Genomic DNA, 23262 nt, shown 5'->3' with positions numbered 1-23262 from the left:
CGGTGTTTCGCCGACGTTTACCAGCCGGCAGTTGATCTCCCGTAAACCCTGGGCGGACACGCGCCGCGCCAGGGCGGCCGCACCGCGAGAGCATCGTTTCGTCCGGGAATCGCTTTCCGGGACGGTGCCCGCGCTTCCGGACGGGGCGCCTCCATGCACGTCGTGATCGTCGCCGAATTCGCCGCCGCGAGCGGGGGTGCCGAGAAGGTCGCGGTGGAATCCGCCCGCGGACTCGCGGAGGCCGGCGCGACGGTGACCTACATCCAGGCGATCACCGGACCCGTCGATCCGCTGCTCGACCATCCGCGCTTGCACCGCATCGACCTCGCTCTGCCGGATGTGTGGTCGCTGCCGGCATGGCGCGGCGCGGCGTCGGGGATCTGGAACGGCGAGGCGGCCGCGCGGCTTGCCAGCGCGCTCGACAGCCTGCCGGTGCCGCCCGACTGCCTTCACCTGCACCAGTGGACCCGCGCGCTCTCGCCCGCCGTGCTGCCGGTGCTGCTCGGCCGCGGCGTTCCCCTGGTGCTGACGCTGCACGACTACGCCCTGACCTGTCCGAACGGTGTCGATTACCGCTTCGATCGGGCCGAGCCCTGCGCGCTCGTCCCGCTCTCCGGCGCCTGCCTCGCGGCCGCCTGCGATCCGAAGAGCCGGCTGCACAAGCTGGTGCGGGTCGGTCGCGCCGCCGCCCTGCGGGTCGCGGCGCGAGGGGCCGATCTCGACGTCGTCCATGTCTGCGACGGCAGCCGTGCGCGGGTGGCGGGACGGTCCGGGGCCCTGCGCCTGCGCCATCACCGCATCGACAACCCGGTGCGGGTGGAGAAGCGGGCGCCGGCCCTGCCGGCTTCGGGCGATGCGATCGTCTATGTCGGGCGCCTGACGCCGGAGAAGGGCGCGGATCTCGTCGCCGAGGCCGCGCGGCGGGCCGGACTGCCCGCGCTCTTCATCGGGGCCGGCCCGCTCGAAGCACGTCTGCGGGCGGAGGGCGCCGAGGTGCTCGGCTGGCGAAGCCCGGAGGCGGTCGAGGCGATCCTGCATCGCCGCGCGCGTGCGCTCTGCGCACCGTCGCGCTGGGTCGAGACCGGGCCGCTCACCGTCTACGAGGCGCTGGCCCAGGGGATTCCCGTCGTGGCGTCGCGGCGCTCCGGCGCGGCGGAGAAGGTGGCGGACGGGGAGACCGGCTTCGTCGTCGAGCCGGAGGTGGCGGCGCTGGCTGGCGCCTTCGCAGCGCTCAAGACCGACGCGCTCACCGCCCGCCTCGGCCGGGAGGCCTATGGCAGGTACTGGCAGGCCCCGCTGACGCTCGCCGCCCACGCGCTTTCCCTGCTGGCGCTGTATCGGCGGATTGGGGATGAATACAAAATGCGGCAGTGCGATATGAGCCCGGCTGCCGCCGAGCCTGCGGTTGCCCATTCCATGGGCAGCACCCTTGGCAAAGGGCGCCTTCCGACATTATAGTGCCGATCGCGCATCGACCCACGGGACCATTGCGTAGCCAAACCACGATTTATAACAAAAGCTTAGTTCAAAACATTCCATAGTTGGATATTGCCGGTCGATCGCTCGAAACTGTCCTTGACTTTTATGTTGCACCGCAACATACGAGGTGCGGGCCGGTTAGCCGCGGGGACGCTCTGTACGCTCCCCGACACCGAATTCTCCCGGTCCGTCTGCAGGAGAGACAGATGAGCACCCAGAGCTTCGAGATCCCCGCCGAGTTCCGTGAGTTCGCCGACAAGAGCGTCGATCAGGCTCGCAACGCCTTCGGCACCTTCCTGAACGGTGCGGTGAAGACCTCCGAGCAGCTCCGGAACTCGGCCACGACCGTCCAGTCGACGCTGAACGCGGCGGTGCTCAAGAGCCTCGACCACACCAAGACCAACGCTGACGCTGCCTTCGACTACGTGCAGCGCGTCGTGCGCGCGAAGGACCCGCGCGAGGCCTTCGAGATCCAGTCCGAGTTCCTGAAGACCCAGTTCGCCGCGTTCCAGGCCCAGGCCAAGGAATACGGTGCCCTCGCTCAGAGCGCCGCCGGCCGCTAATCCGGTCCGGCTGCGGGCTCCGGCCCGTCTGAGGAGCATGAGAGGCCGAATCCGCGATGAGCGGGCTCGGCACACTCGTGCTCCAACGCTATGCTCCGTCGCAGCGCTCCGGGCTCGGCTCGGACCCGCGCTGAGGCAGAGGGTTTCGAACGAGGAGAAGGCCCATGTCGTCGAGCCGCCGCAGGGGACGCCCACCCGGAGCGTCCGCCACTACCCAGCCGCCGACCGTCACCGCGACGCCGACCGAGGTCGCCGACGCGTTGTTGGCCGAGACGCCGGCCGACAAGGGCCCGGAGCCGGAGACGGACGAGCCTGAGACCGCCGAGGTCCAGGCCGTGGAGGCGGCAGAGCAACCCGCAGACGACGCTGCGACCGAGGCCGTCGAAGCGTCCGGCGAGCCTGCTCCCGCCGAGGTGCAGTCCACTGCGGACGACCAGCCGGCTGATTCTCCTGAGGAGACGGTTACCGCCGCGTCGGAACAGGCGCCCGCTCTGTCCGCCGAACCGGAATTCGTTGCATCCGAGGCAGCCGCAACCGTCGAGACGGCGACCGAGACGCTTGTTCAGACCGCGCCGCTGCCGACGCTGGCCGAGGCCAACCCTGCGTCCAAGTCGTCCGACGACGCCCGATCCAAAACACACAGCGTCCGCTTCGGCGCGAACTTCGCTTTCGCGCCAACCCTCGCGCCGCTCACCGAGATCAACGCGAAGCTGTTCGCCTTCGCGCGCGGCGAGGGCGAGGCGGTGCTCGCCCATTTCCAGGCCCTCGCCCAGGCCAAGTCCCCGGCGGAGGCGATTCGCCTCCAGGTGACGGAGATGCAGCGCGCCGCCGACGCCTCGTTGAGCTGCTTCAGCGAGATCGTCCGCAGCGCCAACCGCCTGCACGACACCGCCCGCCGGCACTGAAACCAGCACCGGCCGTGACGTGAGATCGGGGCAGTCGCCATCGGGCGGCTGCCCCTTTTTCGTCAGTCCGCTTCATCAGTCCGCTTCGCCGGTCCCCTGGCGAACATCCGGGGGCGAAAAGCGCCCGGCATCCCGACTCCCGGATGCGCCCGAGCAGAGCCGACGCCGACCGACGACAAGGCCTCCCCTGGGGCGGCGTCGGCGTTGAGGCTGGGTCTGACAGCAATGCGATCGCCATCGCAGACGGCCGACGCCGCATGACGCGGATGCGGCGAGCCCCTCGCGCGCTGCGGTCCCACGGTCTACATAGCCCGCCCCGCTCCAGCGACCTTCGGAGACCTCGCATGCCCTCCTCGCCGCTCCTGCCGGCCTGCCTCGTATCCGTGCTTCTCGCCGCCGCGCCCGCGAGCGCGCAGATGGCGAACACGCCCGGAAAGCCCGCCGCGGAGAAGGCCTCTCCGGACAAGGCGGTGCCCCTGTCGAAGGGCGAGATCCAGCTCTCCTTCGCCCCCGTGGTGAAGCGGGCGGCGCCCTCCGTGGTCAACGTCTATGCCTCCCATGTCGAGAAGCGCTCCGCACGCTCCAACGCCATGGAGGAATTCATGCGCCGCTTCTTCGGCGAGGACCGTCCGGGCCGTGGCCCCAGCGGCCTGCCCGGCGAGCGGGCACAGCGCTCCCTCGGCTCGGGCGTGATCGTCGACGGCTCGGGCCTCGTCATCACCAACAACCACGTCATCGAGAACATGAACGAGGTGAAGGTGGCGCTCGCCGACAAGCGCGAGTTCGAGGCGCAGATCGTGCTGCGCGACCCCCGCACCGACCTCGCCGTGCTCAAGATCAAGGGCCCGGCCGACATCGCCTCGATGCCGATCGGCGATTCCGACCACTTGGAGGTCGGCGATTTCGTGATGGCGATCGGCAACCCGTTCGGCGTCGGGCAGACCGTGACGCAGGGCATCGTCTCGGCGCTGGCCCGCACCCAGGTCGGATCGTCGGACTACCAGTTCTTCATCCAGACCGATGCGGCGATCAATCCGGGTAATTCCGGCGGCGCGCTGGTGGACCTGAAGGGGCATCTCGTCGGCATCAACACCGCGATCTATTCGCAATCCGGCGGCAGCCACGGCATCGGCTTCGCCATTCCCGCGAGCATGGTCCGCGCCGTGGTGGAGACCGCCAAGAGCGGCGGCAGCCTCGTGCGCCGGCCCTGGCTCGGGGCGCGGGTGCAGGGCGTGACCCCGGATATCGCCGAGAGCGTCGGGCTCGACCGGCCGACCGGTGTGCTGGTGGCGAGCATGCAGGCCAAGAGCCCGGCCGAGGAAGCCGGCCTCAAACGCGGCGACGTGATCCTCACGGTCGATGGACAGACCGTCGAAGATCCGGAAGCCTTCGGCTACCGCTACGCCCTCAAGGGCATTTCCGGCACGGCCGATTTCGGCATCCTGCGCGGCACCAAGCGGCAGACGGTCCAGATCAAGCTCGGACCGGCGCCGGAGACGCGGCCCCGCGACAGCCTCAAGGTCCGCACCCGCACGCCGTTCGCGGGCGCGACCTTCGTCAACACCTCGCCCGCGGTGGGCGAGGAGCTTCAGGCGGACCTGCCGGACGAGGGCGTGGCGGTGACTACCGTCGAAGACGGCTCGCTCGCCGGCCGGGCGGGCTTCCGCAAGGGTGACGTGATCGTGGCGATCAACGGCATGCCGATCGCCTCGACCAAGGATCTGGAGCGGGTGACGCAGCGCAATCTCGGCCTGTGGGAGGTCGCGATCAACCGCGGCGGCGAGGTTCTGACCTCGGTGTTCGGCGGGTAGGCTCCCGGCTTCCGCCCGAGCATCTCCTTCGGAGCCGCGACAAGCGCCTCTCCGCCTCTTCGGGCGCGGAGAGAGCGAGGCCGGGTGCGCTGGCGCTCATTCGCAGGCGCGTTCCAGCCCTAAGGTCGCGCTTGGGCTGGCGGGCCGAATGTTCCGTTTCCGATGTTTCGTCGATCACGCGCGACGCAATCCGGTAACCGTACGAGGCAATCCGCCGGCAACCGGGGGTCGGTAGAACCGCCCCACACGAGAGCCAAAGGCTCCGGTCTGGAGGGGCGGACATCATGCGGGACCTGATCAAGATCGCGGCGGCCGGAACGGTAATGACAGCCTATGCCCTTCTCGCCCCGTCCCTCGTCGAAGCGGTGCCGAGCCCGGCCGGCTCGGCCAAGGCCTTCACCCAGCGCCTGCCGCAAGCGGGTGGCATGGTTCCGGTGAGTGCCCGGATCGACGACGGAGCGCTGGTTCCGGGGCAGTTCGTGGTGACCCGCCGGCCGCTTCTGGTCGGCATCTCGGCGGGCCAAGCCTCCCGATGACCACCGCGGACACATCGCTGCTCGCGGCGGCATTCGTGCTCGGCCTCGGAGTGGCCGTTCTTCTCAACGCCCTGCTGACCTGAGTGACTTTATCGGGCCCCGTCGGGCGTCGCGGAGGCGCCTCAGGCGGCTACGCTGGCCAGGGCGTGGCGGTTGCCGTTCAGGCCCGCGCAGAGATCGTCGATCTCAGTCACGTCGAGAGCCTCGCCGCTGCTGGCGGCGATGGTGTCGATCAGGTCGTCCTTGCGAGGGTCGAACGGGTGGCCCTGCATCCGGTAGAATTGATAGTAGCGCAACGCCGCCAGAAGCGTGTCGCGTTCGCGGGCGGTCACGTTGAGGTTCTGCGTGGTCATGGGCTTCCCCTTGGCTTGCAACGAACGCCGAGGCGAGACCGCGCGAGACTCGCCTAGCTTGACCGTTGTAGCCGCTGAGTCGCAGCCCCGTCTATGACATCTGGGGGGATGGCGCGGAGCGCAGCCCGTCCCGGTGATCGATCGGCCCAGCCCCTGCCCTCCCCGTCTCGGGCGAGACGTTCGACAGGGCGGCCGCGTCGAGTCCGTAATAATCTTCCAGAATCCGCGGGTAGACGGTCGGCCGGAACGGCTCGCGGGCGGCCCAGAGCGCGTCGATGGGAAGCGCGAGCAGGGCCGCGTTCAGCCGCTGCGGGTCATCGGCCAGCGCCGGATCGAGGCGATGCCCCGCCCCGCTCGCGCGCAGCCGCTCGGCCTGGGCGCCGAGATCGAACACCACCGGCGGCACCCCCGCGGCCAGCGCCAGCGAGAGCGTGTAGCAGTAGGTCTCCGGCCAGATCGAGGGGAGCAGGACGAGGTCCGGATCGAGCCGGGCGATCTCGGCAAGCGCCGCCGCGTCGCTGCCATAGAGGCCGGTCTCGCGCACGCCCGCCGCCTCCATGGCGCGCGGCTCGGCGGAGTGGCCGACGATCGTGAACACGATCGGCAATTGCCGCAGCCGGGCGTCGAGGGCGAGGTTGTGGACGACGTCGTAGCCCTTGTGCGCGCCGATCGATCCGATCACCGCGACCCGCAGCGGCCCCTCCCGGCGCTGGCGGGCCTTGAGCTCGACGCCGGCCAGCGTCTCCTCGTGCGGGCGCACCGCGATGCGGTCGAGGTGCAGCGTGCTGCCGATTCGATCCGCGAGATCGGCCGAGGGGGCGAACACCGTCCGGGCACGGTCGAGGAACCCGGCCCAGTCCTGCCGCCGCTCGGCGGGATCGGGCAGCACGATCCCGTCGGCGTCGCGATCGAGGCGGATGCAGTCGCGGCAGACGGCGGGTTCTGCCAACCCGCAATAGACGCCATCGGATCGCACGAGATTGTTGCGGTGGCAGACCGAGGCGTAGTCGTGCAGCGTCACGTCGTAGCCGGTGCCGGCCTCCTCGACCAGCCGCATCGCCGCGCGGGTCGAGGGGGCATCGAGCCCCGCCAGCGAGTGCACATGCACCATTGCCGGGGCGAGCCAACCGATCAGCTCGGCGAGGAGATCCGCATCCCGGTCGAGGGAGAGCGGATCGAGGATCGAGACGGGGAAGTCGATCCCGCCCGATCCGGGCAGGCCGAGCCTGAACCCGCCGGGCTCGTCGGTGCGCAGATAGACGACGGCGAGACCGGCCTCGGCGAGCCGGAGGCTCAGCGCCTCGATATGGGTCTCGACCCCGCCGCCGAAATCGTGGGTCACGATCAGGGCGACGCCGCGCTCGGCGCTGGCCGTGGCGCGCTTGGCGAAGCGGTAGAGGTCGAGGCGGCGCCGGGCGAAGCGCGCGGGATCGACCTCGATGTGGTTGTGGACCCGGCGCTGGTAATCGGGGTGCTTCGTCAGGATCGCGCGGAAGATGTCCGCGCCCTTGGTCGCGAGCAGCGCGCCGAAGGAGACGCTGCCGGAATGGAACACGAAGATGTCGTGGGCCAGCACGTTGGTGAAGCCCGCCTTGAGGGCGCGCATGCAGAAGTCGTTTTCCTCGCCATAGCCGCGCCCGAAGGTCTCGGCGTCGAGGAGCCCCACCGCCGCGATCGCCTCCCGGCGCATCGCCATGCAGAAGCCGACGCCCGTCGGCACCGGCGAACTCGTGCGGGCGTTGCAGACGCGAGTAAAGGCGTCGATCTCGGCGGGCGTGATCTCGAGCCGAGCCTGATTGTCGACGTTGGGCCGCGGATAACTGCAGATCGTGGCGTTGTTGGAGAACGGCGTGACCGTCGCGACGCGGGGGTCGGCGTCGAGGTGCCAGAGCAGGCGGTCGAGCCAATCGCCGTAGACGACGACGTCGGCATTGAGGAGCACGACGTCCTTGCCCGCGGCCCGCTCCAGGCCGCGGTTGCAGGTTCGTACGAAGCCGAGATTAGCCTCGTTGACGAGGTGGGCGAAGAGGCCGCGGCCGCCGAGCTCGGCCAGTGCCGCGCTCAGGCGCGGATCGGGGCTGCAATCGTCGATGACGAGGAGGGCGAAGGGCGTGGCCTGCTTCTCGCTCAGCACCGAGTGGATCGCACGCAACGTGTCGTCGTAGCCCTTGTAGACGGGCATGATCAGCACGACCCGCGCCGCCGCGATGTCGGCGGCGGGCTTCGCCTGCTCCCACTCGGCCGGCGTCGGCGCGACCTGCGCGGGCCAGGTGCCGAGACCGAACGGTGTCGGCCGGAAGTCGCGCGCCCGGCCCACCGCGAGGTAGTGGAAGAACGGGTTCACCCCGGCGCCGATCTCCCGCCGGTAATGCTTGCGGTAGAAGCGCACCGAGAAGTCGGGGCTCGGGTCGCGATCCTCGCGGGCGCCGAAATCGAGGAAATGGCGGACCGGATCGATGCCGGAGCGGCGGATGTCGGGATTGGTGTCGAGGTAGTGCTCCCGGTCGAAGGCCGCCGCTACCGTCTCGTAGATCTGCGCGTCTGAGGCTTCGGCCGGGTCGGCGGGAAGCAGCGCTGCCTGCGGCTTGGCGCGCCGTGCGGGTGGGGCGGCGGCCTCCGAGGCCTGGAGCCGTCGCGTCGCGGCAAAATGGTAGAGCGGGCTGACGCCGAGGCGCCGCATATGCGCGTGGCGCTGCAGATAGGCGTCGCCCGAGAAGGCGTCGTTCGGGTCGAGCCCGCGCCGCCAGCCCTTGGTCAGGTAGTGGGTGAGCGGGTCCTCGCCTCCCTCAAGACCGGCGAGGCGGGCATAATACGGCGCATCAAAATAGGGCTCGGCCACGCCGGCCTGGAGTGACGGAAAATCCGGACCCGGCTGCGTCGCGACCCGCAGCCGCTCGGTCGGCGAGAGGCCCGCATAGTGGAGAAGCGGGTTGATCAGTGCCCGGTCGGCGAAGTGGCGGTCGGCGTAGAACAGCGTCGAGAACACCGCGGACGGGTCGCGGCCCTCCAGCCAGCCATGGTCGAGGTAGTGCCGAAGCGGGTCGCCGCCGCCCGCAGCCACGTCGGGATAGGCCGAGCGGTAGAAGGCGGGATCGAAGAAGGGGGCGGCCATTGCGGCATCGCGGCGCCTGGGCCGAAACAGCTTCGGCAGCTTGATCACGGCCACATTCCTCGACAACGCCAATACCGGGCCCCGCGCCGGGATCGGCCCTTCGACTTGCATGGAAAGGAAGTGTGGCGCGGCCGGGGCGACGCCCTTCCCATACAGCATCGTCCCGAAGGGTGGCGGCCGGCTTCCACGAAAATGACGATGCGCGCGCCGATCGGGTGACGCAAGCGCGGTCGCCCACGCGAGAATGCGCCCGAACCTCTTCCCCCATAGCGGGGTTCGGCTCTAAGAGTGCCTCACAAAACTCCCGATCACCGTACGGTTGCTTTCCGGGCGCGACGGCGCAGCGGGAGTTTTGTGAGAGACACTCAGCATCGGTGCCGCCTCAGGGGCGGTCAGCAGTGCGGCTTGGCCCCGGGAGGGCACGATTTCGGACGGTCTCTGGTCTTCGGCGGTTGGCCTCGTCGCGGTCATCGCGCTCGTCTTCGCCAACGGCTTCTTCGTCGCGGCGGAATTCTCCCTCGTCGCGGTGCGGCGCAGCCGGGTCGCCGAACTGGTCAACGAGGGCCGGCTCAATGCCAAGGCGCTCCAGCGCGCCACCGACCGGCTCGACGCGCATCTCGCCGCGACGCAGCTCGGCATCACGTTGTCCTCGCTGGCGCTCGGCTGGGTCGGCGAGCCGGCCCTGGCCCACCTGATCGAACCGCTGCTCTACTGGCTGCCGGAGAAAGCCGCCGGCCTCAGCGCCCATACGATGGCCGTGGCTTTGGCCTTTGCCGTCATCACCACGTTGCACATCGTGCTGGGTGAGCTGGCGCCGAAAAGCCTCGCGCTCCAGCGCAGCGAGCGCACGGCGCTCGTGATCGTTCGGCCCCTGACGCTATTTCTGCTGGTCTTCGGTCCGGCGATCCATCTTCTCAACAGCCTCGGCAACGGGGTGCTGCGGCTCCTCGGCCTGAGGCCCGGCGAGGGCGAGGGAAACCTTCCCTCCCCGAAGGAACTCAGCCTGCTCGTCACCGCGAGCCACGAGGCGGGCCTGCTGCACGAGGCGCAGGAGGATGCGGTGGCGCGCATCCTCGCCATCGGCGAGCGGCGCATCCGCGAGATCATGACCCCGCGCAACGAGGTGGACTGGGTCGATCTCGACGATTCTCAGGAGGAGATCATCGAGGCGGTGCGCACCTGCCGCCACGAGCAGCTCGTCGTGAGCCGCGCGCAGATCGACGACGTCGTCGGCGTGCTGCGCAAGCAGGATCTGCTCGACCAGTTCCTCGACGGCAAGCCGCTCGACGTGAAGGGGGCGACCCGCGAGCCCATCGTGGTCCACGAGGGGTTGGCGATCCTCAAGGTGCTGGAGATGTTCCAGACCAAGCCCGTGCGCATGGCGATCGTCGTCGACGAGTACGGCAGCCTGGAGGGCATCGTCACCCAGACCGACCTGCTGGAGGCGATGGCCGGCGAGATCCCCGAGCCCGGCGAGGAGCGGATGGTGGTCGAGCGTGAGGACGGCTCGCTGCTCATCGACGGCATGATCTCGGCGACCGACGCGTTCGACCGCCTCGGCTTTCCGGAGCGACCGCGCTCGGACGACTTTTCCACGCTCGCCGGCTTCTTCATCGTCCAGCTCGGACGCATCCCGACGGAAGGCGATGCGATCGAGACCCAGGGCTGGCGGATCGAGGTCGTCGACATGGACGGGCGGCGCATCGACAAGGTGCTCGCCACGCGCCTGCCGGACGCTTGAGGCGCGCGATGACCAACATCTTCGTTCTGACGGGTGCCGGAATCTCCGCCGAGAGCGGGCTCGGCACGTTCCGCGACACGGACGGCGCCTGGGCTCGGTTCGACCCGATGCGCCTTGCAACACCCGAAGGCTTTGCCGCCGATCCGGTGCTGGTCCACGACTTCTACAATCATCGCCGCCGCGACGCCCGCGCCGCCGCACCGAACCCTGCGCATGCGGCGCTGGCCCGGCTGGAAGCGGGCTTGGCGGCGCGCGGCGGCCGGCTGTTCCTGTGCACGCAGAATATCGACGATCTGCACGAGCGGGCCGGCTCGCGCCACGTCGTGCACATGCACGGCGCGTTGCTGAAGGCCCGCTGCACCGCCTGCGTAACGGACACCGTCTGGCACGAGGATCTCACTGTCGAGACCGCCTGCCCGCATTGCGGTCACAGCGGCGAGATGCGGCCCGACGTGGTTTGGTTCGGCGAGATGCCCCACCACCTCGAAGCGATCGACGAGGCGCTGGCCGAGGCCGACCTGTTCGTGGCGATCGGCACCTCCGGCGCGGTCTACCCGGCGGCGGGCTACGTGGCGCAGGCCCGTGCCTTCGGCATCCCGACGCTCGCCCTCACGCTGGAGGCCGCCGACAATGCCGGCCTGTTCGAGGCGACCCGGCTCGGGCGTGCGAGCGAAACCGTGCCGGCCTTCGTCGAAGAGGTCTTGAACGGCGCCTAATGCGTCTGCGCCGAGAGCCGTACCCGACCCCATTGCATCGGGCCGGCGCCTCTCGGCCCTTGTTGTGACGCGCCTTCTTTCGACGAACCGGCGGTCCCCTTCGTCGGGATGCGCTCTAGCGCTGCGGCCCGTAGGGCGGGCGTGGAATCGCGCGATGAGCCGCGCGCAGCGCCGCCGACCAGCGCTCGCGCAGATCGTGAAAATAGCTCTCGCCGGCCTCGATGCGATGGCTCACTTCGAGGTCGAGGGCGCCGCGGCGCTGCACGGCGATGTCGATTGGCAGGCCGACGCCGAGATTCGAGCGCATGGTCGAATCCATCGAGACGAGGCCCACCTTCAGCGCGTCGTAGAGGTCGGTCTCGAAGGTCACGGCCCGGTCGAGGATCGGCTTGCCGTATTTGTGCTCGCCGATCTGGAGGAACGGCGCCTCGCGGCTGCACTCGATGAAATTGCCGGCCGAGTAGATCATGAACAGCCGCATCGGCTCGGTGCCGATCTGACCGCCGAACAGGAACGAGACCTCCATGCGCAGGTTGGCCGCCTCGAACCCGGCCGCCTCGATCTCGCGCACCCGGCGGATCGCCCGGCCGACGAGCTGGGCCGCCTTGAACATCGTCGCCGCGTCCTTGAGCTTGGCTGGCGTCTCGCCCTCGACGTCGTCCACGCCCTCGCGGAGCATGCTGAGCACCGACTGCGTCATGGACAGGTTGCCGGCCGAGGCGAGCATCATCACGCGCTCATTGGGCGTGTTGAACATGTGCAGCTTGCGGAAGGTCGAGATGTTGTCGAGCCCCGCATTGGTGCGGGTGTCGGCGATCATCACCAGCCCGTCCTCGACGAGCACTCCGACGCAGTAGGTCATGGCGGTCGCCGCCTCAGGCAGGGGCCCGTGCGCCGGGCAGGTTCGGGCGGCCCGCATCGCACGCTCTGAGCCGGCCGGGCAAGACAACTTTTTTAAAAGCCGGGCCCAAGGCCCGGTGCCGGCTCAGCCTTGGCCCAAGCTCTGGCCAAGGCTTTGGCTTTGACTCTGGCTCTGCTGACCATGGCCCTGAGACTGCGATTGGGAGTGCACCTGCTCGACGCGCAGGGCCACGTCGAGGGTTTCGGTGCCTCCACCGACCCGGCTGCCGCGGATCGGCGCGGCGCCGAGATAGTCGAGGCCGACGGCGACGCGCACATGCGCCTCGGTCGCGGAGATGCCGTTGGCCGGGTCGAACCCGATCCAGCCGAGGCCCGGCACCAGTGACTCCGCCCAGGCATGCCCCGCCTTCTGGTCGTCGGCGCCGTCATCGCGGCGGAAATAGCCGGAGACGTAGCGCGACGGGATCTCCAGGTGCCGGGCAGCGGCGAGGAAGATGTGGGTGAGGTCCTGGCACACACCCTTCCCGACCTCGAAGGCTTGGGCGGCACTGGTGCTGGCGCTGGTCGGGCCCGGCTCGAAGGTCACGGCGTCGTGGACGGCGGCGAGCAAGCGGTGCAGCATCGGCAGCGCATCACGCTCCCCCTTGCCCGCGACCTTCTCCGCGAAGGCTTTGAGTTCCGCGCTCGCCTCGGTCAGCGGGGTGTCGCGCAGGTAGAACAGGTCGGGCAGGCGCTCCACCGCGCCGCGCACGACGCCGCTGGTCTCGAAGGTCTCGATCTCGCCGGTCACCCGCACGGTGAGTGCGTCGGTGGGATCGTCGGCGGTAAACCAGTGGACGAGATTGCCGAACCCGTCCTCGCGGGCGGTGAGCCGTCCGTTGACCGAGGGCTCGATCCGCCACTCGCGCACGTGCTGACCGTCATGGTCACGCGGCGTCAGCCGCAGGATCTGAATCAGGCCCCGCGCGGGCTGCTGATAGGTGTAGACCGTATCGTGGACGATCCGGATGCGCATGCCTTGATCCTGCCGGGGCGACTTGCGGCAAGCTAGGGCAAGGACGGCGCTTTGGAAATCGGGCGGCTTGCTCAAACCTTTGGCAGATCGCGTTTTCTTGGCGGCCTCCGTCATGGAACCAGCCCGGAGCGGCGCCGCGAGACGCTTGTTCGGAGGACGCTCCGGGCGGGGACGCCGGACGCGAACCTTCCCGCAAGCGGCAGAGGACAGGACTGAGCCGGATGTGCGGCCGGCAACAGCCCGGAACGATATGACCGGGCGCACCGTTTCTGGCGCCCGAGCCTACAGCTCACGCCGCCGAGAGACGTTTCGACCCTACACCGCGATCACGCATCCCGAAATTTGCACTCCGCTCTCGTCGCCCACTTACGACGAAGCGGAAAATTTTTGCCTTTTCAAATAACTCGCCGCGTTAATCTGCCGTTCATTGCAGCGTTTTGTTCGATTTCGATGCAGATTTCCTGGAACGGTATTCCGGACCTCTCCGTTCTTGGTCCCGCAACAACCGAAACACTTGGAGGAATACATGCTCAAGCATATTCGCCTTGCCGCTCTCGCCAGCACCTTCGTCATCGGCGGCGCCGCACTCGCGTATGCCCAGTCGTCCTCGACGACCGGTACCGGCGGCTCGTCGGCGGGCGGCGGCACCAGCTCCTCGACGGTCGGGACCGGTGGTTCTTCCGCTGGCTCGGGCAGCGGCTCGGGCTCCACGCTCGGCACCGGTGGCTCGTCGGCCGGCGGCGGCACCAGCTCCTCGACGGTCGGGACCGGCGGATCTTCGGCCGGCAAGAGCGGCAGCGGCTCGTCGACGGGCACGGGCGGCTCCTCGTCCGGCACGTCCGATAGCGCGGGCAAGTCGGGCAGCGCTCCGGGTCATGACAAGAGCGGCCCCGGTAACTCCGAGAACGCTCCGGGCCACAACAAGCGCTAAGCCTCGGCCGGCGTAATTGCGGGCGCGGTTCATCCGAACCGCGCCCGTCTCAGAGCACCTCACAGAACGTCCGGGCGCCGACCATCGCCGCTCCGGCTGCGGGGTGCATGGGGGTTTTGTGAGAAACACTCATCATCTGAGGAGAGACGCACCATGGCACGTGTGATCCGACCGCTTCTCGGCGCCACACTCGTTTTGGCCGGCATCGCCGCGAGTCAGGCCCAGACCAGCACCGTCAAAACGGGCCCGAACGGTGTCGCCGGCAGCACGACCGTCACGACCGGGCCCAACGGCAAGCCGTGCCGGGTCGTCCAATCCGACGATGCCAACAACTCCGGCACGCTGTCGAGTTCGGTCACGGCCGGCCCCGACGGGGTGAAGAGTTCCACCACCGGCGGCCCGTCGGTGACGACGCGATCGAGCAGCGGCACGACCAGCAGTTCCGCCTCCAGTTCGAGCACCGGCAGCGGCAGCACGATGACGACAACCGGTGACGGCGACTGCGTGGTCACCGTACCGAGCAAGAAGTGAGGGTCCGATGAGCATTGCCAAGACGAACACACGTGCGGCGACGGCGCTTGCCGTCCTCGGCCTCGTCCTCGCCCCGGCTTTCGCGCAGGCGCAGGGCAGTGCCACGGCGGGCAGCGCCGGCTCGGCGGCATCCGGCGGCACCTCCGCCTCGACCGTCGGCACCGGCGGCACCTCGACGGGTGCGAACGGCGGCACGGGCTCCTCGCTAGCGACCGGCGGCGCTGCGGCCGGCGGCAAGACCATGGACCGCTCGCATGTGAATGAGACCGGAAATGGCGGCCTCAACGGCCAGTCCAAGTCCATGGCCCATGACGGCGGCACGTTCTCGAAATCGCAGACCAAGACCAAGGTCCGCGACGGGGAGAGCGTCGAGTCGCGCACCAAGACCATGTCGCACGAGCCCGGATCGAAACCCGTGAAATCGACGACCACCACGGGCGCGACCACCGGCCAGTAAGGCCGAACCGATTGTCTCTCACCTGACCGCAGGAGGCCCGATGCTGCGCAAACCGACCCTGACCCTACTTTCCGTGCTGGCGTTTGCCGGCGGCATCCTCGGCACCACCTCGGCCGCCATGGCCGATCCGCCCTGGGCGCGCGGCGGAGGACGCGGCTTCCATCACGGTGGTCCGCCGCCCTGGGCGCCCGCCCATGGATGGCGTCGCAAGCACGATTTCGGCGGCTATGGCGGCCGGTCGTATCGCGGCTCCCGGTACAATGACGGGCGGCGATACGACCGGTACGGCTACTGACCGCACGGCGCTGAAGCTTCAACCGCACCAGCTCTAACGGCGTCCGCTTGATCGAAGCGGACGCCGTATCAGTTGGTCGCTCTCACACCAGATACTGGTCACTGATGGCCGCGCCGAGACTGTTGTTCTCGACGATGAAGCCCTGGATGAACTCGTGGAGACCGGAGGCGAAGACACGCTCGATGTCGGCGCTGCGAAGCTTCGCTCGCAGATTGCTCGCCAGACGCTGGCTCTCGCCGCGGCGGCCGTAGGCGTCTGCGATCAGATCGAGATGCTCCACCAGCATCCGGTAGCAGCTTGCGAGCGAGCGCGGCATCTCGGGGTTGAGGATCAGCAGGTCGGCCACCAGCACCGGCTTGATGCTCTCGCGGTAGACCCAGTGATAGGCGTTGAAGGCCGAGACCTCGCGCAGGATCGTCGTCCACTGGAAGTAGTCGAGCGAGCCGCCGACCCGCTCCGAGGCCGGCAGCAGAATCTGGTACTTCACGTCGAGGATGCGCGCGGTGTTATCCGCCCGCTCGATCGCCGTACCGGCGCGGGTGAACCAGTAGGCGTCGTTGCGCAGCATCGTCCGGTAGGCCGAGCCATCAAACGTCAGCGAGACGCGCTTCACCCAGTCGAGGAATTGCGTGAACTCGTCACGTGAGAGGTCGCGGCCCTCGTAGGACCGCAGTTCGAGATAGGCGCCGTTGATCGTGTCCCACATCTCGGTGGTGAGCGCCGTGCGGATCGAGCGGGCGTTCTCCCGCGCCGTAGCGATGCAGGAGCGGATCGAGGACGGGTTGTGGGGCGAGAAGGCGAGGAAGTTGCAGACCGTGTGCTCGTTGACCGAATCGTAGAGCGTCTTGAACAGCTCGGGATCGCCCGCCGAGGACAGGGCGGAGGCCCACTCGTTCGAGGTGCGCCCGCCATAGCTCGACGGCAGGGCGGCCAGCCGCAGGGCCGCGTCGAGGATGCGGGCCAGAAAATCCGCGCGCTCGGCGTAGCGCGAGAGCCAGTAGAGGTTGTCGGCAGTCCGGGACAGCATGGCGTCAGCTCGCAGGCGCGTTGGCGACCAGGGCGGCAGATGCGCGGTGTTTCATCACCGACGCTGCCCGGCCTGCCTGAAGATTGCAAAAGAATCGGGCGAAGCGCTCAAGCATCGAGCACCCAGGTATCCTTGGTGCCGCCACCCTGGCTCGAATTGACCACAAGCGAGCCCTCTTTCAGCGCGACCCGCGTCAGGCCGCCGGGCACGATGCGGATCTCGTCGGCGCCGGCCAGCACGAAGGGGCGCAGATCGACGTGGCGGGGGGCAACGCCCGAGGCGACGAAGGTCGGGCAGGTGGAGAGCGAGAGCGTCGGCTGGGCGATGAAGTTGTCGGGCGCGTGGCGCAGCTTCTTCGCGAACTCGTCGATCTCGCGCCGCGTCGCGTGCGGGCCCACCAGCATGCCGTAGCCGCCCGAGCCGTTGACCTCCTTCACCACGAGGTCCTTGAGGTTGTCCATCACGTAGGAAAAGGCGTCCTTTTCCCGGCAGCGATGCGTCGGCACGTTGTGCAGGATCGGGTCTTCGCCGGTGAAGAACTTCACGATTTCCGGCATGTAGCTGTAGACGGCCTTGTCGTCCGAGATGCCGGTGCCGACCGCGTTCGACAGGGTGACGTTGCCCCGCTCGTAGGCGTTCATCAGTCCCGGCACGCCGAGCACCGAATCCGGCCGGAACACCAGCGGATCGAGGAAATCGTCGTCGAGGCGGCGGTAGATCACGTCGACGCGGCGCGGACCTTCGGTCGTGCGCATGTAGACGACCTCGTCCTTGGTGAAGAGGTCGCCCGCCTCCACCAGTTCGACGCCAAGTTTGTCGGCCAGGAACGAGTGTTCGTAGAAGGCCGAGTTGTAGCGGCCGGGGGTCAGCAGCACCACGGTCGGGTCGCGGGTGGCGGAAGCCGGGGCGAGGCTGCGCAGGGTCGCGAGCAGGGCGTCGGGATAATTCTCGACCGGGGCGACGCGGTGGCGCGAGAACAGCTCGGGGAAGAGCCGCATCATCACCTCGCGGTTCTCCAGCATGTAGGAGACGCCGGACGGGGTGCGGGCGTTGTCCTCCAGCACGAAGAAGTCCTTCTCGCCGGTCCGCACGATGTCGATGCCGGCGATGTGGACGTAGAGGTCGTGCGGCACGTCGAAGGCGCGCATCTCCATGCGGTAATGCGGGTTGCGGTAGACGAGGTCGGGCGGGATGATCCCCGCCTTGATGCACTCCTCGGCGCCGTAGATGTCGTTGATGAAGGCGTTCAGCGCGGTGACCCGCTGCTTGAGGCCGCGCTCCAGGAAATCCCATTCGGGCTTGGTCAGCACCCGCGGGATGATGTCGAAGGGGATCAGCCGCTCGGTCGATTCGTTGGCGCCGTAGACCGCGAAGGTGATGCCGATGCGCCGGAACAGCATCTCGGCCTGACTGCGGCGGGTGTTGAAATGCTCCGGCGGCGTCTTGTCGAGCCAAGACTTGAGGATGTCATAGGCCTCGCGCACGGCCGCCGGTTCGAGCTGCCCCGCCCCGCCCCCATTCATCTCGTCGAACGCCGTGTGCGCCATTCGCGCGATTCCCCCTGATGTCTCGCGTTGCCGGAGCAAGAGGCAGGCCACCCGGAAGGTTTCCTGCCAGTCCTGAAACCGTCTCCACCCCGGCTGCCGCGGCACGAGGCGCCGCGGGCAGGAGATCGCCACACGCCCTCATCGATGCGAGCGACATGGGACGACCCTCCGGTCGATGTAGCGGACGCCCCGCGCAAGCCTATCCCTGGGAGCGACGCTCCGCTGCAAGTTTGCGCAACCTGTCAGCGAAATGTCTCCTGACACACCCGGCCCTGCGGGTCCCGGCCGGCGTGGACGCCCGGACGGCCGGACGCATCAGATCAGCTTGAGCCCTTTCAGGCTCGCATGTCCGTCACGGCCGAGGATGACGTGGTCGTGCACCACGATGCCGAGGGGATCGAGCACCGAGACGATCTCCCGCGTCATGCGGATGTCGGCCTTCGAGGGGGCCGGGTCGCCGGACGGGTGGTTGTGGGCGAGGATGATCGCGGTGGAGGCGAGTTCGAGCGCGCGTCTGGCCACCTCGCGGGGATAGACCGGGGTGTGATCGACGGTGCCGCGGCCCAGCACCTCGTCGGCGATCAGGTGGTTGCGCCGGTCGAGGAACAGCACCCGGAACTCTTCGCGGCCCGAAAAGGCCATGGTGGCGCGAAGATACTCGATCAGGGCGCTCCACGACGAGAGCAGGGGACGCGCGGCGATGGCGCCGCGGGCCAGCCGCCGGCCGGCGGCCTCGACGAGCTTCAGGTCGGCGGCGACGCCGGCACTGACGCCCTCCACCTCCATGAGCCGGGCGGGCTCGGCGCTGACGACCTCGGCGAAGGAGCCGAACCGATGGATCAACGCCTTAGCGAGCGGCTTCACGTCCCGCCGCGGAATCGACCGGAACAGGGTGAGTTCGAGCAGTTCGTAATCGGCCAGCGCCTCGGCACCGGCTTGCGCGAAGCGGGCGCGCAGGCGCTCGCGGTGGCCGTGATAGTGCGGGGTCTCGTCGGCGGGCGCGGGAGCGGCCGCCTCGGCAAGGCCCGGCAGAGCGGGCGGTTCGGCCGTCCGGCGGGCCATCTCCCGGCGGGCCGTCAGTCGGCCTGCGCGCCGTTCGGTTCGAGACCATGCGGCTTGGGTTGGTCGAGGCCCTTGGGCGAGAGCGTGAAGATCTCGTAGCCGTCTTCCGTCACCGCCACGGTATGCTCGAACTGCGCCGAGAGCGATCGGTCGCGGGTCACGGCGGTCCAGCCGTCGGAGAGCACCTTCACCGCGGGCCGGCCGAGATTGATCATCGGCTCGATGGTGAAGAACTGGCCGGCTTTGAGCGGGACGTCGTAGGTCGCCTCGACGTAGTGCAGGATGGTCGGCGCGTCGTGGTAGACGCGGCCGAGCCCGTGGCCGCAGAAATCGCGCACCACCGAGCAGCGCTCGGATTCCGCATAAGTCTGGATCGCCCGGCCGATATCGTTGGTGGAGCCGCCGGGCCGCACCGCGCGGATGCCGCGCATCAGCGCCTCGTAGGTGATCTCGCACAGGCGCTGCGCCTTGCGCGGCACCTCGCCGATATAGGCCATGCGGCTCGAATCCCCGTGCCAGCCGTCGAGGATCAGGCAGCAATCGAGGTTGACGATGTCGCCGTCGCGCAGGGGCTTGTCGTTGGGAATGCCGTGGCAGACGACGTGGTTGATCGAAGTGCAGATCGACTTGCGGTAGCCGCGGTAGAACAGCGAGGCCGGATAGGCGCCGTGATCCATCCCGAACTCGAAGGCGAGCTTGTCGAGATATTCCGTGGTCACGCCAGGCTGGGCGGCCTCGACCAGGAGATCGAGCGCCTCCGCGGTCAGGCGGCCGGCGCGGCGCATCCCCTCGAACCCTTCCGGTCCGTGGATCGGCGGCTCCGGGGCGCGGCGCCCGCCTTCGGCGACGGCTTGCTCTTCACGGCTCATGGGGATCGGGCGCTTAGCGAGGGACGTTCGAGGCGGACGCCCTTGTCTTACGCCGCCCCAGGGCCGGCGCCAACCCGAGCGCGCATGTCCTGTTTGCCGAGCGCCTTGACCGGCGCAGGAAGCAGTGCGTGAAGAGCGACAGCAGGATCCGAGGCTTGCGTCTAGGCGTGCGGCCGCGAACGCGCTAGACCACGGCCTCCGTTTCAGGGACGTGCAATGGCTGACAAGGCGGTTCCCCACTTCCACAATCAGGCCGGCGTGACCGTGATCGCGGTGGGCTCGAAGGAGTTCATGTGCATCGGGGCGCTGCCGCCTTTCGATCATCCGCACGTCTTCCTCGACATGGGCAGCGAGACCGAGATCATCTGCCAGTACTGCTCGACCCTGTTCCGCTACGACCCGAAGCTGAAGCCGGGCACGGCGGAGCCGGCCGGGTGCGTGTGGCACGACGAGACGCCCGACAAGACCGCCAAGGCGGCCTGACCGGACCGGGCCGTCCGTGGCGGCGCTCTCCATCGTCATCGTCGGCGCCGGGATCGGCGGCCTCACCGCCGCGCTTTCGCTCGCCGGGGCCGGCCATGCCGTCACGCTGATCGAGCGTCGCACCGGGTTCTCCGAGGTCGGCGCCGGCCTCCAGCTCTCGCCGAACGCCAGCGCGGTGCTGATCGGCCTCGGGCTCGGCGGGGCCCTGCACCGGGCGGGCGACGAGCCGCCGGGCGTCACCGTGCGTGCGCTGACCACCGGCCGCGTCGTCGGCGGCATCCGCTTGGGTGCGAGCATCCGCGAGCGTCACGGCGCGCCCTACTACGTCCTGCATCGCGCCGACCTGCAGACGATCCTGCTCGATGCCGTGCGCGGGCGCCCCGGCATCCGCCTTTGCGTCGGGCGCGAAGTTTCGGGCCTGGGCGAGACCGAGGACGGCGTCAGCCTGACGGTGCGCAGCATCGACGGCGACCGCACCGAGACCCTCAACGCCGACCTCGTCATCGGCGCCGACGGCGTGCGCTCGAGCCTGCGACAGCATTTCGACACGCGCCCGCTGCGGCTCCACCGCCAAGCGGCGTGGCGGGCGGTGATCCCGCGCGAGGCGGCGCCCGAAGCGCTTCAGGGCGCCGAAACGGGGCTCTGGCTCGGGCACCGGCGGCACGTCGTCCATTACCCGATCAACGGCGGCAAGCGGCTCAACGTGGTGGCGATCGTCCCCGAGCGCGAGGGCGACGAGGATTGGGGCCGGATCGGCGACCCGATGGTCCTGCGCGACCATTTTCCCGACGCGGCCCCGCCGCTGACGGAGCTGCTGACCCTTCCCGATAGCTGGATGGTGTGGTCGCTGGTGGACCGGCCGGCGGTGCGGCCGATGGCACGGGGCCGGATCGCGCTTCTGGGCGATGCCGCCCATCCGGTGCTGCCGTTCCTGGCCCAGGGCGCGGCGCTCGCCATCGAGGACGCTGCGGTGCTGACAGCGAGCCTGTCGGCCCAGGCGAGCGTGCCCGAGGCGCTTTCGGCCTACGCCGCGGCGCGCCAGTCCCGCGTGCGGGCGGTGCAGCGGGCCGCCCGCCGCAACGGGCGCTTCTACCATGCCGGCCGGCTGATCAGCTTTGCCCGGGATATGGTGATGCGCCGCGCCGGCCCCGAAGGGATGAGCGCGCGCTACGCCTGGGTCTACGGTTGGCGCCCACCCGCTTGATCTGGCCTCACCGGACCGTTACCGCTGCGCCCATGCGGACGTGGCGAAACCGGTAGACGCACGAGACTTAAAATCTTGCGGCCGCAAGGCTGTGCGGGTTCGAGTCCCGCCGTCCGCACCAATTTTTTGGAATTCCAAGTCTTAGTAGAAAGTCTTTCCAGCAAGAGCTTGGCAGACGGGTACTTTTCCCGCGCTTTCCGCATGGGAGAGCGCACAGGCTTCCGAAGGGACTTGAACAGCCGGCCGCCTTCGCGGTCGAAGGCCACCGGAGGCTTTCGAGTACACCGGGTGACCCTTCTTGGAAGAGCCGGGAGCGGTCCTCACCCCCGGCTCTCTTAAGCCTCGATTACCGGGCCGGACGCTCGCGAACGGTCCGCTCTTCGCGCCGCTCGATGCGCTCCTCACGACGGGCATCGGGATCGACCCCGAGCACGCCGCCGACGGTGCCGGTCGCGGCCCCGACAGCACCGCCCACGACGCCGCCGACCGGGCCGGCGGCGCGGTTGCCGTCTTCGACACCGCGTTCGGCGCCGCGGATGGTCCCCTGAGCCTGGGCCGTCGCGGACAGGGCGAGCGGGGAAAGAACGAGGGCAGAGACGAGCAATAGCCGCTTCATCGGGTTGGCTCCTGGAATGGGTGCGCGGGCGGTAAGCCGCGCTTCACAGGAATAACGGCCGAGAGGGGCGATGGTGCCGAAAGCCGGGATCGATCACCACCCTGCGGCTTCTGCAAAGAGGCGCCGTTGGGCTTCCGCTTGATGACGTTCTTGGCTCCGGATGCCGTCACCTCGGGGTTGGGGGCGCCCTCGCGGCGCGTCCACTCCACGATAGGGTCCGCGCCGTTCGATTGCAGCCGCGTGGCTCCGGCGAGGACGAGCGACACCTCTCAGCGGGCGGCAGGAGCGGGGTTCGGCTGCGTCGGCTCTCGCGGGGTCGGCTGTGGATTGCCGGAATTCTGAGCCTCGGGGGACGGCGCCGGCTGCTGTTGCGGCGGGCTTCCCGGCTGTCCCTCGTTGAGGGTTTGGTTGGCCTCGGTCTGCAGCTTGTCGGCGGTCTGCTGGGTGATGAGCCCGTAGGAGACGGCCGCGGCGAGCGCCACGGCGATGACCGCGCCGAGCAGGGTTCTCTTGAGCTTGTCCGGCATCAGGGGTGGCCCTTGCATCAGCGCGGCTGTGAGCGCGCCATCTCGGCGAGAGAACAGGGGGCGGGACGATGCGTTCCGGTGATCACGATCGCGGATCGGCACCAGACCCCGACGGGCTCAATCGAACGCCCGGGAGACTTTGCGAGAGGCCAGGACTTGAAGCGGCTTTGCCGTAAAAGGCAGGGCTTCAGCTAAGTTTTGCGGCGACTCGTGCAGGACTATCTTTATGCTTCCGAAAAGCGCAGGATGATCTCACCATCGGAAGAGCAACCCTCAGGCTCCGATGGCTGAGGGCAACCATGTCCCCGCCTGGATCACACAGGCGGAGATCATGACCAATATCATTCAAATGAGCGAACACGGCGGCGCGTCGTCGTCCTATCGTCTCTATGATGTCGGAAGTACCGGCGCCGAAGGGCCCGGACGCTTTATCCGCGCCAGAACAGACCCCGAAGCGAAGGCTCATGCCTTGGCGCTCCTCAACGATCATCCCATCGAACTTTGGGACAGGGCGCGCTTCATCGCTCGCTACTGGCCGGGAAATCTTCCGATGGCGGTCTCGGTGAAGGTCTTCAACTAGCCGCGACACGCCTTTACGATCGCAAGCGAACCCGAAGGAGC

The 23262-nt window shown here is 68.8% G+C and carries 24 protein-coding genes and 1 tRNA gene; 13 read left to right on the top strand and 12 right to left on the bottom strand.

The window, feature by feature from the left end; all coding sequences use genetic code 11:
• Nucleotides 1–153 precede the first annotated feature (153 nt).
• The 5 genes from MSPGM_RS11240 (at nt 154) to MSPGM_RS11220 (ending at nt 5294) form a co-directional block, all read left to right on the top strand.
• Nucleotides 154–1458: a glycosyltransferase gene (locus MSPGM_RS11240; protein ID WP_003597203.1), complete on the top strand. Its 1305-nt coding sequence runs from the start codon at nt 154–156 to the stop codon at nt 1456–1458.
• Nucleotides 1459–1685: 227 nt separating this feature from the next.
• Nucleotides 1686–2042 carry a phasin gene (locus MSPGM_RS11235; protein WP_003597202.1) on the top strand — a complete coding sequence of 119 codons (357 nt, stop codon included), beginning with the start codon at nt 1686–1688 and terminating at the stop codon, nt 2040–2042.
• A 164-nt stretch (nt 2043–2206) separates the two neighbouring features.
• Complete coding sequence (locus MSPGM_RS11230; protein ID WP_261926376.1) at nt 2207–2947, top strand: phasin family protein; 741 nt, start codon at nt 2207–2209, stop codon at nt 2945–2947.
• Nucleotides 2948–3291: 344 nt separating this feature from the next.
• Nucleotides 3292–4758: a DegQ family serine endoprotease gene (locus MSPGM_RS11225; RefSeq protein WP_003597196.1), complete on the top strand. Its 1467-nt coding sequence runs from the start codon at nt 3292–3294 to the stop codon at nt 4756–4758.
• 284 nt (nt 4759–5042) lie between these two features.
• Entirely contained in the window at nt 5043–5294 is a 252-nt protein-coding gene (locus MSPGM_RS11220) for a hypothetical protein (RefSeq protein WP_003597194.1), read from the top strand.
• Between the two features lie 122 nt (nt 5295–5416).
• On the opposite strand, the gene MSPGM_RS11215 is transcribed toward MSPGM_RS11220, so the two are convergent.
• Entirely contained in the window at nt 5417–5647 is a 231-nt protein-coding gene (locus MSPGM_RS11215) for a hypothetical protein (protein WP_003597189.1), read from the bottom strand.
• 91 nt (nt 5648–5738) lie between these two features.
• Entirely contained in the window at nt 5739–8918 is a 3180-nt protein-coding gene (locus tag MSPGM_RS11210; RefSeq protein WP_209688586.1) for a glycosyltransferase, read from the bottom strand.
• Between the two features lie 310 nt (nt 8919–9228).
• Between MSPGM_RS11210 and MSPGM_RS11205 the strand changes: the two genes are divergently transcribed.
• Complete coding sequence (locus tag MSPGM_RS11205) at nt 9229–10500, top strand: hemolysin family protein (protein ID WP_085985467.1); 1272 nt, start codon at nt 9229–9231, stop codon at nt 10498–10500.
• A gap of 8 nt (nt 10501–10508) precedes the next feature.
• A complete protein-coding gene (locus MSPGM_RS11200; protein WP_003597185.1) occupies nt 10509–11216 on the top strand; it encodes a Sir2 family NAD-dependent protein deacetylase in 708 nt (235 codons plus the stop codon).
• 115 nt (nt 11217–11331) lie between these two features.
• Here MSPGM_RS11200 and MSPGM_RS11195 read toward each other — a convergent pair whose 3' ends face one another.
• The 4 genes from MSPGM_RS11195 to MSPGM_RS11180 all read right to left on the bottom strand — a co-directional run bounded on the left by MSPGM_RS11195 (nt 11332) and on the right by MSPGM_RS11180 (nt 14547).
• Nucleotides 11332–12078, bottom strand: a complete 747-nt coding sequence (locus MSPGM_RS11195) for a peptidase (RefSeq protein ID WP_003597184.1) — start codon at nt 12076–12078, stop codon at nt 11332–11334.
• Nucleotides 12079–12201: 123 nt separating this feature from the next.
• On the bottom strand, nt 12202–13092 hold the full coding sequence (locus MSPGM_RS11190; protein ID WP_012752790.1) for a transglutaminase N-terminal domain-containing protein: 891 nt from the start codon (nt 13090–13092) through the stop codon (nt 12202–12204).
• 366 nt (nt 13093–13458) lie between these two features.
• Nucleotides 13459–13908, bottom strand: a complete 450-nt coding sequence (locus MSPGM_RS11185) for a hypothetical protein (protein WP_190273102.1) — start codon at nt 13906–13908, stop codon at nt 13459–13461.
• 330 nt (nt 13909–14238) lie between these two features.
• Complete coding sequence (locus MSPGM_RS11180; RefSeq protein WP_043766121.1) at nt 14239–14547, bottom strand: hypothetical protein; 309 nt, start codon at nt 14545–14547, stop codon at nt 14239–14241.
• Nucleotides 14548–14561: 14 nt separating this feature from the next.
• Here MSPGM_RS11180 and MSPGM_RS11175 point away from each other — a divergent pair, with 14 nt between their 5' ends.
• Together MSPGM_RS11175 and MSPGM_RS11170 are read left to right on the top strand one after the other, a co-directional pair.
• Nucleotides 14562–15011, top strand: coding sequence for a hypothetical protein (locus MSPGM_RS11175; RefSeq protein WP_003597179.1), 450 nt, complete (start codon nt 14562–14564; stop codon nt 15009–15011).
• Between the two features lie 40 nt (nt 15012–15051).
• Nucleotides 15052–15306, top strand: a complete 255-nt coding sequence (locus MSPGM_RS11170) for a hypothetical protein (protein ID WP_003597177.1) — start codon at nt 15052–15054, stop codon at nt 15304–15306.
• A gap of 82 nt (nt 15307–15388) precedes the next feature.
• Here MSPGM_RS11170 and MSPGM_RS11165 read toward each other — a convergent pair whose 3' ends face one another.
• The 4 genes from MSPGM_RS11165 to map form a co-directional block, all read right to left on the bottom strand.
• A complete protein-coding gene (locus MSPGM_RS11165; protein WP_003597176.1) occupies nt 15389–16333 on the bottom strand; it encodes an alpha-E domain-containing protein in 945 nt (314 codons plus the stop codon).
• Between the two features lie 107 nt (nt 16334–16440).
• Nucleotides 16441–17880, bottom strand: a complete 1440-nt coding sequence (locus MSPGM_RS11160; RefSeq protein ID WP_003597167.1) for a circularly permuted type 2 ATP-grasp protein — start codon at nt 17878–17880, stop codon at nt 16441–16443.
• Nucleotides 17881–18195: 315 nt separating this feature from the next.
• Nucleotides 18196–18942 carry a RadC family protein gene (gene radC, locus MSPGM_RS11155; RefSeq protein WP_003597166.1) on the bottom strand — a complete coding sequence of 249 codons (747 nt, stop codon included), beginning with the start codon at nt 18940–18942 and terminating at the stop codon, nt 18196–18198.
• A gap of 14 nt (nt 18943–18956) precedes the next feature.
• The gene (map, locus tag MSPGM_RS11150) at nt 18957–19811 is read right to left on the bottom strand and encodes a type I methionyl aminopeptidase (protein ID WP_012752786.1); all 855 of its coding nucleotides are present in this window, start codon (nt 19809–19811) and stop codon (nt 18957–18959) included.
• A 216-nt stretch (nt 19812–20027) separates the two neighbouring features.
• Here map and MSPGM_RS11145 point away from each other — a divergent pair, with 216 nt between their 5' ends.
• The 3 genes from MSPGM_RS11145 (at nt 20028) to MSPGM_RS11135 (ending at nt 21619) form a co-directional block, all read left to right on the top strand.
• Nucleotides 20028–20294 (top strand): zinc-finger domain-containing protein, encoded by a 267-nt coding sequence (locus MSPGM_RS11145; protein WP_003597164.1) that lies wholly within the window; start codon nt 20028–20030, stop codon nt 20292–20294.
• 16 nt (nt 20295–20310) lie between these two features.
• Entirely contained in the window at nt 20311–21498 is a 1188-nt protein-coding gene (locus MSPGM_RS11140) for an FAD-dependent monooxygenase (RefSeq protein WP_003597163.1), read from the top strand.
• 34 nt (nt 21499–21532) lie between these two features.
• A tRNA-Leu gene (locus tag MSPGM_RS11135) sits at nt 21533–21619 on the top strand.
• 225 nt (nt 21620–21844) lie between these two features.
• Here MSPGM_RS11135 and MSPGM_RS11130 read toward each other — a convergent pair.
• Nucleotides 21845–22114 carry a hypothetical protein gene (locus MSPGM_RS11130; protein WP_003597162.1) on the bottom strand — a complete coding sequence of 90 codons (270 nt, stop codon included), beginning with the start codon at nt 22112–22114 and terminating at the stop codon, nt 21845–21847.
• 269 nt (nt 22115–22383) lie between these two features.
• The gene (locus tag MSPGM_RS11125) at nt 22384–22641 is read right to left on the bottom strand and encodes a hypothetical protein (RefSeq protein ID WP_012752784.1); all 258 of its coding nucleotides are present in this window, start codon (nt 22639–22641) and stop codon (nt 22384–22386) included.
• A gap of 283 nt (nt 22642–22924) precedes the next feature.
• On the opposite strand from MSPGM_RS11125, the gene MSPGM_RS11120 reads away from it, so the two are divergent.
• Entirely contained in the window at nt 22925–23221 is a 297-nt protein-coding gene (locus MSPGM_RS11120; RefSeq protein ID WP_003597159.1) for a hypothetical protein, read from the top strand.
• Nucleotides 23222–23262: the final 41 nt, after the last annotated feature.

The organism is Methylorubrum sp. GM97 (assembly GCF_024347855.1).
Taxonomy (GTDB): domain Bacteria; phylum Pseudomonadota; class Alphaproteobacteria; order Rhizobiales; family Beijerinckiaceae; genus Methylobacterium; species Methylobacterium extorquens.
This window is presented reverse-complemented; position numbering and strand designations above follow the sequence as displayed.